Annotated in this window: 9 protein-coding genes; 7 read left to right on the top strand and 2 right to left on the bottom strand. The window is 36.7% G+C overall.

Going from position 1 to position 13398, the window contains the following annotated elements; genetic code table 11:
- Nucleotides 1-168: 168 nt before the first annotated feature.
- Nucleotides 169-1572 (bottom strand): sigma-54 interaction domain-containing protein, encoded by a 1404-nt coding sequence (locus AWW78_RS03180; RefSeq protein ID WP_141652002.1) that lies wholly within the window; start codon nucleotides 1570-1572, stop codon nucleotides 169-171.
- 5 nt (nucleotides 1573-1577) lie between these two features.
- Nucleotides 1578-5054: a serine/threonine-protein kinase gene (locus AWW78_RS03175; RefSeq protein WP_047134182.1), complete on the bottom strand. Its 3477-nt coding sequence runs from the start codon at nucleotides 5052-5054 to the stop codon at nucleotides 1578-1580.
- A gap of 93 nt (nucleotides 5055-5147) precedes the next feature.
- Here AWW78_RS03175 and buk point away from each other — a divergent pair, with 93 nt between their 5' ends.
- From buk to AWW78_RS03140, 7 genes are all read left to right on the top strand, one after another.
- Complete coding sequence (buk, locus tag AWW78_RS03170) at nucleotides 5148-6212, top strand: butyrate kinase (RefSeq protein WP_047134193.1); 1065 nt, start codon at nucleotides 5148-5150, stop codon at nucleotides 6210-6212.
- 89 nt (nucleotides 6213-6301) lie between these two features.
- Nucleotides 6302-8785, top strand: a complete 2484-nt coding sequence (locus AWW78_RS03165) for a phosphodiester glycosidase family protein (protein WP_047134181.1) — start codon at nucleotides 6302-6304, stop codon at nucleotides 8783-8785.
- Nucleotides 8782-9216, top strand: coding sequence for a hypothetical protein (locus tag AWW78_RS03160; RefSeq protein WP_075458725.1), 435 nt, complete (start codon nucleotides 8782-8784; stop codon nucleotides 9214-9216). Before AWW78_RS03165 ends, AWW78_RS03160 begins: the two co-directional genes overlap by 4 nt.
- Nucleotides 9210-10118 (top strand): hypothetical protein, encoded by a 909-nt coding sequence (locus AWW78_RS03155; protein WP_047134179.1) that lies wholly within the window; start codon nucleotides 9210-9212, stop codon nucleotides 10116-10118. Before AWW78_RS03160 ends, AWW78_RS03155 begins: the two co-directional genes overlap by 7 nt.
- Before the next feature lie 30 nt (nucleotides 10119-10148).
- Nucleotides 10149-11282, top strand: coding sequence for an acyltransferase family protein (locus tag AWW78_RS03150; protein WP_047134178.1), 1134 nt, complete (start codon nucleotides 10149-10151; stop codon nucleotides 11280-11282).
- A 299-nt stretch (nucleotides 11283-11581) separates the two neighbouring features.
- Complete coding sequence (locus AWW78_RS03145) at nucleotides 11582-12649, top strand: LacI family DNA-binding transcriptional regulator (protein WP_075426072.1); 1068 nt, start codon at nucleotides 11582-11584, stop codon at nucleotides 12647-12649.
- Nucleotides 12650-12764: 115 nt separating this feature from the next.
- A partial coding sequence (locus tag AWW78_RS03140; protein WP_047134177.1) for a hypothetical protein occupies nucleotides 12765-13398 on the top strand: 634 nt, incomplete at its 3' end.

Genomic DNA, 13398 nt, shown 5'->3' with positions numbered 1-13398 from the left:
TATAGGACTTGCAAAGATTGTGCCAAAGTCGGGAATTGAACCTAAAGTTGTTGAAAATTAAGCAGTTATGCTAAATAGACATTTTTTATTTGCTTATCCAATTATGCCTTTTGTAAAGGTTTGAAATAATGGGATGTAACAAATTGTTGCAGTGTGTAATGATTTATTTCAGGGATTATTGATGCGGTATTTTTGGATCAGGCGGTCGAGACGGGGGCGGGATATTCCCAAAATTTTTGAAGCCCGACTTTTATTCCCTGAGACGCGGACAAGAACAGACTTTATGAGTTCTCTTTCAAGATTTTTTAGGCTTGCCGACTCGAATGGTAATGTTATTTGAATGTTTGAAGAGGCTTCCTCGATTTGTTGGGTTAGTGATGCTGGTTTCTTCTCAAATAAAAATTTAAAATCATCGGGTGTTAAGTATTCTCCATCGCTTAAAATAACAGCCCTTTCTATCGCATGTTTCAACTCCCTGACATTTCCAGGCCATGGGTATCTTTTCAGTAAAGCCTTTGCTTCCGGTGATATCCCCTTAAGTTTGGGGAGATTTTTACGGTAGAGTTCATTAAATTTGTTCATATAATATTCCGCAAGAATAAAAATGTCATCCCCTCTTTCACGCAGGGGTGGTAAATAAATTGGCAAAAGCATCAGTCTGTAGTATAAATCGCGCCTGAACTTATTCTCCGCAACAAGATGTTCAAGGTTTTTATTTGTCGCAGCTATAATTCTGCCTTCAAATTTTAAAGTTTCAACCCCGCCAACCCTTCTAAATGTCTTATCCTCAAGAACTTTTAAAATCTTTCCCTGTAGATTAAAATCAAGATCTCCTATCTCATCTAAAAAAATTGTCCCGCCACTGGCAACTTCAAATAAACCCATTTTTCTGTCCTTCGCATCTGTGAAAGCACCCTTCTCATGACCAAACAATTCGGACTCAAGAAGCGTAGGTGGAATTGAAGCGCAGTTTATTTCTACGAAAGGTTTTATGTCTGAATAAGTATTTTGATGAATTATTCTGGCGATGAGATTTTTACCTGTCCCCGTTTCACCTGTTATGAGAACTGTTAAATCCCTATGTTCAATTGCCTTTTTAACAAGAGCTATTACATCGCGAATTTTTTCTGAATTTCCAATGAAACTGCTGAAGTTAAATTGTTCCCTTCTTATCGTTAAAAGCTTTTCTATATCACTTTTTTTCTTCCAATCTTCTACTTTCCCTTTCAAGAAATCTGAAAATGAAGTGCTCTCTTCTGGCATTGAAAAGTATGATAAAACTCTTAGCTTTATAAGCTTAACGGTCAAGGCATATGATTTAATGTAATCGACGCACGCCACAGTTTGTGAGCCAAATAGCTCGACAGCGGTTTCAAGCAATATTTCATCGCTATCGTTTGAAATAGCAACTATGGCAAGGTCTGGGTTTTGGATTGCAAACTTTCGCAAAGAGTTATAGGAAGATATTAAGCTGACATCAAAATAACCTTCTTCGGTGGGGATAAATCTTTTAACATCTTCAAGAATTGCCCTGCTGGTGCTTATCAGGAATATTTTAAATTTATAGTTCACCCTGTTCAAATTTTTAAGTTTTGTAGTATTTTTAAAAACTTTTCATTTTCCACATCAGCGAGATAAGATTTAACGAATTCAGGCGTTTCTATTCTTTGAAGCAACTCTTGAAAATTTATCAATGCTGTTTCGAAACTTTGTAAAAACTTTGATTCAATTCCTCGCCTCTTGTAATTTTGCGCAAGCATAAGGTAGATTTTCCACTTCGGCTCGAAGAATTCATAACCAAGTGACTCAATTGACTTGTTAAGATATTTAACTGCAAGAGATTTGTCTTTATCCTCATAGCTAAGCGAGATAAGGAAAAATAACAAAGCCTTTAGATTGAAATTTTCAACTTGCTCAGCGTAGTTTTCAGCAATTGATCTCACCATTTCAAGTTTTTCTATTCCGCCTGTTACATAGTTTAATTTGAGAAGAGAAATTAAAATTTTCAAGTAAATATCATCGTTTCCCTTGATGTTCTCGTTGTTTAAAAGCTTCATCAAAATGGATTCAGATTCCGCAAAGTTTTTCTTTTTCATCTCGATGCACGCACGGTAACACTCGATAAGTTCGGGTGGGGTTTCAGGATGTTTTTGGTTTATTTCATTTAAAGTTAGTTCAGCATTTTTGATATCACCTGCAACAAGGTAAAGGGAAAGTAAAAGTAAATCTGTTTCGAGCAAGCCGTCGAGATTATTCGTTTTTATGTGAAGTTCTTTTGCTTCTTTTATATGTTTGTATGCTTCACCAAGTTTAAATTCTTCAATCATCAATTCCCCAATATTTCCCAGAACATTTGCAACTCCATGTACATCGTTTATGGCTCTGTAAATTGCCAGTGCTTTTTGATAGTTTTCAAGCGCCTTTTCATAGTTATTTCTTTTAAATTGGTTTACCCCGATATTGTTATAAATGTGTGCGCTTTGAACTATATTGCCAGTTGATTTCAAAATTTCAAGTGCTTTTTTCCAATATGTTATCGCTTCATCATATTTACCGTTAATGCTGTAAAAGTTTGCGATGTTATTATAACCCGCAATGAGCTTGAACTGGTTTTGCTTTTTTAAACGGTGTTCTAAACTTAATTCGAAATAAATTTTTGCCTTTTCTTTATATCCCTTCATCTGAAAGATTATTCCAAGCCCAGCATAAAGATCTCCAAGAACATCCGTTTTCTCAATAAATGAAAGTATCCTTTTGTTTTCAAATAATTCAAGTAATATTAATGCTGTGTCAATATCACCGATCGACGCCAAGATCTGAGATATTTTTGTTGCGATTCTTATTTTCTCATAGAGCGTATCATACATTTTAAATGTATGTTTTAAAATTTCAATTGCCTTATTTGTGTCTCCAAGGTGGAAATATGCCTCGGATTTTAACTCAAATGCATCTAATTCATCAAGATTCTCGAGTGTTGAAATTGCATCTTTATAATTGCCGAGTTGAAGATGTATAAATCCAAGTTTGATTTTAAATAAGGTTTTCAGATATTCAGGCAAAAGTTCAAAAATTTCCTGACACAGATTTATTGCTTTCTTAAATTCGCCTTTTGATATTAGATTCTCAATTCCAACTTCTGCAAATTTTGACACACCTTCGCTGTCTCCCATCTTTGCAAAGTGATATAAAACTTTATCTGCATTTTTCATGTCTTCGTCATGGTAGGCTAAAGTGTAATTTAAATGGAATCTCTTTCTCGCCTCTTCATCAAGATCGGATTCGATATATTTTTTCAAAGCTTTGTATGCTATTGAGACTTTTTCGTTTTCAATTTTTATAAATCCGAAACTTTGAAGTTGATATAGGTGTGACGATATATCGTGATTGAAGAATTTGCTCAAAATTTCAATTTCAACTGGTTCACTTGCTAAGCTTAAGATGTCAAGAATTTCTCTTTGGGTTGAATTAAGTTGTTTTATTCTGTTAAGTATTGCGTCAAATTCTAGATTTGCAATTTTGGATATTTCTATTGTGCTTTTATCAATTTTATCCTGAAGGTAATTGGAGAAGATTTCGAGCACCGCAGATATTCCGCCTGTGTATTCACTGAGCATTTCGGCGAGTTCTTGAGCCGTTGCAGGATCGAAATCAAAGTTGGCGTAAAGATAATTTTTCAGTTCCTCAGTGTTAAGTGGGCGAAGGTAAATTTTTTCTACCTCTGGTGCAATAAATGTGATAAATTCGGTCGTCTCACATGCTATAAAAATGGCAATGTTTTTTCGTTTTAGTTTATCCGAGAGTAAGATGGATTTAATAAAAATTTCAGAGAGTGGTTCAGAAGGATTTAGAGCATCGATAAAGATAGCGAGTGGGAAATTATTTGAGGCATCCGAAAGCAGTTTTTCAAGAAACTCCGAGAATTCAATAACGGTATGATAGTTTAGAATTTTTTCTTCTTTTAGTTTTTCTGCCTTCATTTTTAGTTCAGGGGTTAGAAAGGATGCCAACGGCGATTTTAAGATGAGGTTTAAGGTTTTCTGAATGTTGATCTCATTGATCAAAATTGTCTCAAAGCCGAGTAGTTTTGCTTCAGCGCTTATATATCGCAGAAGTGATGTTTTTCCAATTCCGTCAGCCCCAGTAATTAGAGTTATTTTTCCAGTTGTGATAGTGGCTGTTTTAAGGATTTCTATCGCTTTTTTGAGTGCCTCATCTTTACCAAATGGTTTTCTGACTTTGAAATTTTTTATCTCAGGTAAATCGGGCATTAAAGTTTTTAGTAGGTTCATAACCTCAACGAGATTTTGAGGTCTATGCGATGGATCGGGCTCAAGCATTGAGTTTAAAAGTTTTTGCACTTCCTCTGGGATATTTGAAAAATCAATGTGCCTTGGTGAAAGATGCCACTTTAAAATTTCAACTGGTTCATCTGTGTCAAAAGGCAGTTTGCCGTTCAAGATGTAGTAAAACAAAATCCCAAGCGAATAAATATCAGCGCGATGGTCGAATTTGCTACCCTGTAGTATTTCTGGGGCAAGGTAATAAAGCGTTCCAGCAGGTAACTCATCAAAGTTTATCTGTTCCTGTCCGATGGCAAGTCCAAGGTCGGTAATTTTTATCCTACTAGTTGTTGAGTCAAACAGTATATTTTCAGGCTTAAGGTCTCTGTGAACAAGTTTGGCTTTATGAATTGTATGCACAGCGTGACAAATTTGATACATAATCTTGATTTTGTCTTTGAATTCGGCGTTTGAAAGGTACTTGATTATATCTTGTGTGTCACAATATTCAAGCACGATAAATTTTCGCGATAAGAGTTTTTGATCTTCACAGATTCTTACGGTTCCGAAATCATAGGCTGAAATTATATTTGGGTGTTCAAATTGTGTAGTGATTCTAAATTCGGTTGCTATTTTTTCTTCATAGACAGGGTTCGGCTTTGCAATTTTTAGCGCTACTATTGTATTGAGCAGTGCATCGCGCGCTTTAAAAACTTCAGCGACTGCGCCTTGGCCAATTTTTGAAAGTATTTCATATCTTTTGTTTAAAAGCAAGACTGGATGAATTATTTTTTCTTTGTTAAATTAACAATGAATTTTGAGTTAGTCAATACCTTGTCGCTTTTTAAAACAAACTTTTCTAAAACGATGAAAATTCTTGTGATTAACCCAGGCTCAACATCAACAAAGGTTGCGATTTTTGAAGATGAGAAACAAATCGATCTAAAAGTGTTAAGACATTCACCTGAAGAACTTTCAAATTTTAAAACTTTGTGGGAGCAGTTTGATTTTAGATTAAAAATAATTCTTGACTTTCTTGAAGAGAAAAATTTAAAACCTTCCGATTTTTCAGCAGTTGTTGGGATTGGCGGGCTTTTGAGACCAGTTAAGGGTGGAACATATCGTGTAAACGACAAGATGCTTGAAGACGCAAGGGCTAATTTTCAAGGCGAGCATCCATCAAATCTTGGTTGCGCTCTTGCTTATGAAATTGCCAAGTTGGGGGGAGTTGATGCGTTTATAGTTGATCCTGTCTCGGTTGATGAGTTCGAACCACTTGCTAGATACTCGGGGCATCCTTTGATCCAGAGAAGGAGTTTATCACATGCATTAAACATCCATGCGGTTGCAAGACTTGCAAGCGAGAAGATAGGTAAAAAACTTGATGAAACGAATTTCGTCATTGCACATCTTGGTGGTGGGATATCTGTTTGTCCCGTTAAAGGTGGAAAGATAATTGATGCAAATGATGCAAGTAGCGATGGACCATTTTCACCTGAAAGAACGGGTGGACTTCCACTTCAGCCTTTTATATCTTTATGTTTTTCAGGGAAATATACTGAACAAGAGATTAGAAAAATGGTTATGGGGAAAGGGGGACTTGTTGCATATCTTGGGACGAACAATGCAGATGAGGTTGAGAAAAGAATACAGAACGGGGATGAATATGCGAGGGAAGTTTATGAAGCTATGGCTTATCAAATTGCAAAGGAAATTGGAGCGATGGCGACGGTTTTGAAAGGTAAGGTTGACGCCGTTGTCTTAACAGGGGGTCTTGCAAATTCGAAAATGTTAGTGGATTGGATAACTGAGAGGGTTTCATTTATAGCACCAGTTTTGGTTTTTCCAGGTGAAGATGAGATGAGAGCACTCGCATTGGGGGTTTTAAGAGTTTTAAGAGGTGAAGAACAAGCCAAAGAATATCCCGAGTAATTTTCGTTTCTTAATTCTTGCGTTTTTTCAATTTAAGATGTAATTTCCTTTTGAAAGTTTATTGTGCTTTAAAACAAGTTATCGTAAAAATGCGCCTATTAAAAACATTTCTTTTGCTTGTTTTTCTTGCTTTTTGCTTGCCTGTTTACTCTCAAACTGATACAGTTGCTTCAAGATATGTTGGACCAGGTGTAAAGCATTTATCGATAACTTTTCCAAGCATACCTTGGAAAATAAATGTTCTTGAGGTTGACATTACAAATCCATTCATAACTCTTGAAACGGTTAAGGCATCAAAAAATGGGAGGGAGCAGTTAAGGGCGTTTGAAAAGACAAGTTCAATGGCAAACAGGAAAAGTTATTCTGGTCATGTTGTTGTGGGTGCGGTTAACGGCGATTTTTATAATACTCAAACTGGCGAGCCCATAAATATGCAAATTGAAAATGGCGAAATTTTGAAAAAACCGTATCCGAGGTCCGTTTTTGGAATCGCGGTTGATAAAAAGCCGTTTATTGAAATTTTTAGCTTTTTTGGAAGTTTAATTGTAGGGGATTCGTTAATAGCGATAAATGGAATTAATGAGGCGCGCGGAAGTGATATGTTAATTTTTTACAATGGTTATTTTGGGGATTCAACCGCGACAAATCAGTGGGGGAGTGAAGCTTTGATAAGTCCGTTAAATCAATGGATTGTTAACGACACGCTTTATTGCATTGTTGATACAATTGTTAATTGGGTTGGAAGCATGAAAATACCCGTTGGTAAAGCAGTTTTATCGGGGCATGGGAGGGCAGGGGAGTTTCTAAGGAATAACTTAAAGATTAAGGACACGGTTAAAATTGTTTTGCGTCTTACACCGAATGTTGGGAAAGTTTTTCAAGCGATCGGTGGGCTTCCGAGGATAATAAGGGATGGGCAAAATGTAGTTGCGCAAACATATCAGCAAGAAGGGGCGAGTTCGAGCTTTACTTATAGCAGACATCCTAGGACAGCCGTTGGTTTTTCAAAGGATAGCACAAAAATTTATTTTATCACCGTTGATGGAAGACAGGCATCGAGCGTCGGGATGACACTTGATGAGCTCGCAAATTTTATGCTGACGCTTGGGGTTTGGAATGGCGTTAATCTTGATGGCGGTGGTTCAACAACGATGGTTGTCAGGGGTAAAGTCGTTAACTCACCTTCAGATGCAACTGGCGAAAGATCAGTTTCAAATGCAATTATCATCGTAAGCTCTGCTCCCCAGGATACTTTAAGTAGAATTGAAATTGAACCGAAGAGATTAAAAATTTTTAGAGGAGAGCGATTTCAATTTAGTGTCTTTGGATATGATAAGTATTTTAACCCGATTCAAATTACTTCAAATCAAATTTCTTGGTCTTGTGATTCGTCGATTGGGACGATAAGCTTGTCGGGACTTTTCACCGCTGGCAGGAAAAATGATAGTGGCTATGTTTATGTGACCCATATTAATGGATTGAGGGACTCGTGTTTTGTTGTCGTCTACGGTATGAAAAATATCTCGATATCGCCCAAGAATGTGGTGACAGATACGAGTAGAACAATTCAGTTTTCTGTTAAAGGTTTTGATTTGGAGGGAAATTTCAGAACAATCTCAGCAAGTGATGTTGAATGGAAAGTCATCGGTGATATTGGAACTGTGAACGTTCTTGGGTTATTTCGTGGGCAAATGGAGGGGAGTGGAAAGGTTGTTTCAAAATTTGACGAGCTTTCGGATACGGCCGATGTTCAGGTTGTAATTGGGAAGGGGGAGAGATTGCTTGAAAAATTTGATGAGATGAAATTTACAGTTTCAACCGAAAATATAGACGAATGTAAAATTTTTTTAAGTGACACAAATTTTATTTCTGAATCAAAATCGCTGGGCATTGAGTATAGATTTATTCATGTATCTGGAAAACAGCATTGGATTTATGTTAATTCTGAAATCCCAATTTATGGGGTTCCTGATTCGATCTATCTTTATGCGTATGGTGATGGCGGTTCTTATAGAGTTTATTATTTTGTCGCGGATGATAACGATGAGATATTTGTCTTCACGGGTGGACTTATAAATTGGGCTAATGAATGGCGAAGGATTGGGGCTTCGACAAAATATCCAATTCAAACAGCAAGCGGAACTTATTTCTGTTATCCAATAAAAATTTTAAAAATTGCTTTTTATTTCACTGGTGCTTATTCAGATGGTCTTGAATACTCAGGTAAAATTTTTATAGATGATTTGAGCGTGACATATCCGGTTAAAGTTACTTTGGTTGAAGATGAACCAATTGCTGAAAAGTTGAGATTTAAACTTTTTCAAAACTATCCGAATCCATTTAACTCTGAAACGAAGATAAAATTTTCAATACCAGAATCCGTATCTCATCCAGTTGAATTGAAAATTTACGATGTTCTTGGAAGGGAAACCACAAGAATTTTTAAGGGGGAGCTCAAGCCTGGAATTTATGAGGTTAATTTTGATTCGTCTGGGCTTTCTTCTGGGGTTTATTTTTGTGTTCTTTTGGCTGGAAAATTTCACGATGTAATTAAGATGGTGGTTTTAAAATGATGAAGGCAAATGAAATAGTTGAGTTGGTCGATAAATTTTCGGGCGGGAAGTTGAAGGAAAAAGATGGATTTGAATTTTTGCTCTCCATTGCGATTGAAAATAATTTGATGGATTTGATAGATGAAATCGCTTTTCATTCGAAGTTTTTATGGCGTGTATTTTCATTTTTGAAAAGCGGGAGAAAATTTCAAGAGATTGATGAAGAGATCTACAAAGGGAGGATCGTTGCACAAATAAATGAAACTGTTGAAAAGATTAGAAATTTAATTTTGAGAGTTATTGATGCTAGTTCGGAGGATGAGAAGAGAAATTTTGTCCAAAAGTTTTTGGGAACTGATATGGAAGGGTTTGAAAATTTTATAAATCTTGTCCATGATTTTTATTGGTTGAAGAATTGGAAAATTGATGGTTCAACGAAATCGCCATGGTGAAGTTAAAAATTTTTAGTTTTGTTCTGCTTTTAAATTTTTCGTTGGCTCAATATAAATTTGCCATCATACCGTTTGATGATTTATCAGGTTTCAAAGGGAAGTGGAATTTGAAAATTGAAGTGCCGAGGTATTTGGGGGATTTTATTTTGAAATTTTACGGGGTGGAGGTTTTACCAATTGATTCTGTCATTGGTATGGCGAAGGGATTGGATTTTAAAGATGCTTTTTTGTTTTCTGAGTTGAATAAAAAATTTGGCGTTGAACATATCATAAGTGGGAAGGTGTTAACTTTTAAAATTAGCAGGTTCACGACGGGATTTCCATTGATGGCGGGCTATGAGTCGTATAATGCGGAGGTTGATATTGAAGTTGAAATTTACAATGCGCTGACAGGTGAAAGAAATGTCATCTTTGGTATCTTAGGTGAGGTTAAAGAGCGAGGTCTTGGCTTAACTTTGCTTGGGAAACCTACGGACAGATATTCCGAGTTTTATTCGCTCGACTTTTTAAAGTTTGGAAGCAATGAATTTAATAAAACGATCATCGGTGAGGCGATGAGAAAGGCTGGGATGGAGTTTGCATTAAGGTTAAAAAGATATTTTCCTGAGATTATTTCTGGTTTTAGTGAGGCAATGGATATTTCGGGAACCACGGAGTTGAAAGTTAGCTTAGTTGAAGGAACAATTTTACAAATTGGCAAACAGAATATTGTTTATGTAAATCTTGGCAGTGAAGATGGGATTGTCGCTGGAATGACGCTTTTTGTTTTTGATGATGGTGAAAAAATTGGAGAATTGGAGGTAGTTGATGTGGTAAATGAGCATTTTTCTTCGTGTAAAGTTATTAATTCAACAGCCGAGATAAAAAAGGGAAACAAAGTGAAAGCACGAGTTGTCAAATAAATAGCGTTTCAAAACTAAAATGAGCTAAAAATGAGCGAAGAAAAAACTTTGGGAATTTCAGGAAGGCTAACATCTCTTGATGTTTTCAGGGGGGCAACAATTGCAGGGATGATACTTGTGAATAACCCAGGGAGTTGGTCTTATGTTTATTCCCAACTAAGGCATGCTGATTGGCATGGTTGGACTTTCACCGATTTAATCTTTCCTTTTTTCCTTTTCATAGTTGGGGTTGCAATTGTGTTCTCTTTTTCAAGAAGAGTTGAGTTGGGTTATTCAAAAGTTAAATTGTTTTGGAAAGTAGTCAGACGGAGTTTAATTTTGTTTGCGCTTGGGCTTTTTCTGAATGGTTTTCCAACATTTGATCTTTCAACCATAAGGATAATGGGGGTTTTGCAAAGGATAGCGATATGCTACTTTTTTGCTTCCGTTATTTTTTTGACATCGAGTTTAAGGGGGCAAGTGTTTTGGTCTGTGGTTTTGCTTTTCGTCTATTGGGGCTTGATGGAATTTGTTCCAGTTCCGGGGATTGGTGCGGGATTGTATGAAAAGGGCAAAAATTTCGCTGCATATGTTGATAGTTTGATTTTAAGCGGGCATATGTGGAGCGTAACTAAAACATGGGATCCGGAGGGAATTGTGAGCACAATTCCGGCGATTTCAACTACGCTTTTTGGCGTTTTAACGGGGCATTGGTTGAGAAGCAAACGAAGTGAGATCGAAAAGTCGTTATGGCTTTTCATCATGGGAAATCTTGGTTTATTTATTGGCGCGGTTTGGAATTCGTGGTTGCCGATAAATAAAAATCTTTGGACAAGCTCTTACGCTGTTTTTACCGCTGGATTTGCGTTAATAGTTCTTGGGTTTTGTTATTATTTTGTTGATGTGAGAGGCTATAAAAAATTTACCTATCCATTTGTCGTCTATGGTATGAACGCCATAACAGTTTTTGTCTTATCAGGTATAATTGGCAGATTAAGCACTTATTTTAAGGTAAGCTTGTCCGATGGTAGTACAACAACTGTAAAAAATTATATTTATGAAAACTTTTTCGCATCGTGGCTTGGACCGATGAATGGCTCACTTGCTTATGCGATCGCACATGTGCTTTTGATGTATTTTTTGATGTGGATTTTGTACAAAAAGAGAATTTTCATAAAGATTTAGTTAGTTTAAAGTATTTTTTCAAAGCCAGTGTTCCGAGTGTTACAGGGTGGGGTCTATAACTTTGCTTGGAAGGAACTTAAAAGTGGTAGGCTATTTGTGTTGAGTTAGTATTTGGGGAATTAAAGTGTGGGAGGGGTAGTTTAGTCATTCCAATGGTAATAAATCCTTTGGGGACTTGACAAAGGCAAAATTATTTATTATATTATAGCTAGTAAAACGCTTTAATCAATAGTTCTTTGATTTTTAATCATTTTTTATATTTTTATCGGGGAAATTTAAAAATTTATTTAAAGCGTTTTATGAATAAAAGAGTTACGATTAAAGATGTTGCGAAAAAGACGGGGTTGTCGATCTCTACAATTTCTCTTGTCATCAATAATAAGGGGAATGTGAGTGAGGAAACGAAGCAAAAAGTTTTACAAGCTATTGAAGAACTTGGGTATTATCCAGCGAGAAGTGCCAGAAGTCTTGCCTCAAGGAAGACGGGGAATATAGGTTTCATTTTAACAGAGGAGCATTTCTCAAGGAGTGAACCATTTTACACTAAAATTTTCCTTGGAACTGAGTTTGAATCCAGGGCTTATAACTATTATGTTCTTTTAACGACCGTCCCTACGCAGTTTTCAAAAAGTGCCATTCCAAGATTTTTACTTGAAAATAATGTTGATGGTGTGATTTTTGCGGGGAAAATAAATCAAAAATATGTTAAGTATGTTGAGGAACTGGGACTTCCATATATCCTTGTTGATTATGACCTTTCTGGTAAGAAAGTTTCAGCTGTGATGATTGATAATGTTGGTGGTGGGGAGATGGCGACTGATCATCTTTTAAAGCTTGGCTATAGGAAAGTTGCTTTTATCGGTGGTGATATTGAGCATCCAAGTATAAGGGGAAGATTTGAGGGATTTAAAAAGGCGCTTGAGAAAGCTGGCGTGGAATGCGCTGTGGATATGTGTGTAGTTGAAGAACCTGATACAAGGGTGATAAATGGATATAGAGCATGCGAAAAACTCTTCACGAAGTTAAAACCAGAGGCGATCTTCGCAGCAAATGACGCTATGGCTATTGGGTGTTTGAGATTCTTAAAGGAGAAAGGCATAAAAGTTCCCGATGAGGTCGCTGTGGTCGGTTTTGATGATATAGAAGCTTGTATCCATGTTGAACCTCGGCTTACGACGGTTAGGGTTGATAAAGAGGAACTCGGTGTTGTTGCAGTTAAGCATCTTGTTGAAATGATAAGGAAACCAAATTCAGGGATCAATCGAGTTTACCTCCCAGTTAAATTGGTTGTAAGGGATTCTTGCGGAGCCAAGAAAAAAGGTTTCTATGTTTTCGACGATAGCAAGATAGATGAAAGTTTAATTTAAGTTTTCAAAAACAAATAGCGTTGGAGGTGAAGGTTAACCAAAACTATATGCTTTGATCTTTAAGTTCTTTTTGAATTGAAATTTTTAAATCCACAAACAAAAGGAGGTTAAAGTTATGTGGCGTAAAATTTCTTATCTCGGATTGTTTGTAATCTTGGTGATCTCATTTGCATTCGGTCAATATGTCAATGTTCTAAAAAATGGTTTTGAGTCTGGAAATCCTGCATTATTTAAGCCAGTTGTGGCGACAGGTGCGACGTTGGAGTGGGCTGTTGATGCATCGAGGAGTGCGTCATATTCGTTGAAGATAAGCAAGCAGGCTACATCAAGTTCGGTATATTGGGAGAGTTCGAACATGTGCACATATTGGGCTCCGTTTATATTCCCTGGGAAGGAGCTTGTGATGGGTGGATATGTTAAGACGAGTGGGGTTAACACAAATCCCGTAAATGATGATCAGAAGTTTTATCTTGATTTTTACTTTTATGACAAGCAGGGCAATTTGATAGGGGGTCAGCCTGTCAGGGTATATGTTCCGCAGACAAGTGGTAGTGTTGATTGGACTGAGGTTAAGAATGATGTTAGTGTAGTTTTGCCTGACACAGCGTTTAAGTTGATAGTTAAATTGGTTGGGGGCAAGGATGCGACTGGTACGGTTTGGTTTGATGATTTGTTTTTGTATGGTAGGAAGCCGGATGGATGGGATTGGGTAGGTAGTTTGTTTAACAATAGTTTTAATGCGAATGAGG

The organism is Candidatus Kryptonium thompsonii (genome assembly GCF_001535985.1).
Taxonomy (GTDB): domain Bacteria; phylum Bacteroidota; class Ignavibacteria; order Kryptoniales; family Kryptoniaceae; genus Kryptonium; species Kryptonium thompsonii.
The sequence above is the reverse complement of the archived record's forward strand: the minus strand, read 5'-3'. Positions and strand labels throughout refer to the sequence as shown.

Bases quoted from the DNA above. Each gene is read 5' to 3' on its own strand.
- AWW78_RS03145 (WP_075426072.1), top strand. From the start codon at position 11,582: ATGAATAAAAGAGTTACGATTAAAGATGTTGCGAAAAAGACGGGGTTG.
- AWW78_RS03165 (WP_047134181.1), top strand. From the start codon at position 6,302: ATGCGCCTATTAAAAACATTTCTTTTGCTTGTTTTTCTTGCTTTTTGC.
- AWW78_RS03155 (WP_047134179.1), top strand. From the start codon at position 9,210: ATGGTGAAGTTAAAAATTTTTAGTTTTGTTCTGCTTTTAAATTTTTCG.
- AWW78_RS03150 (WP_047134178.1), top strand. From the start codon at position 10,149: ATGAGCGAAGAAAAAACTTTGGGAATTTCAGGAAGGCTAACATCTCTT.
- buk (WP_047134193.1), top strand. From the start codon at position 5,148: ATGAAAATTCTTGTGATTAACCCAGGCTCAACATCAACAAAGGTTGCG.
- AWW78_RS03160 (WP_075458725.1), top strand. From the start codon at position 8,782: ATGATGAAGGCAAATGAAATAGTTGAGTTGGTCGATAAATTTTCGGGC.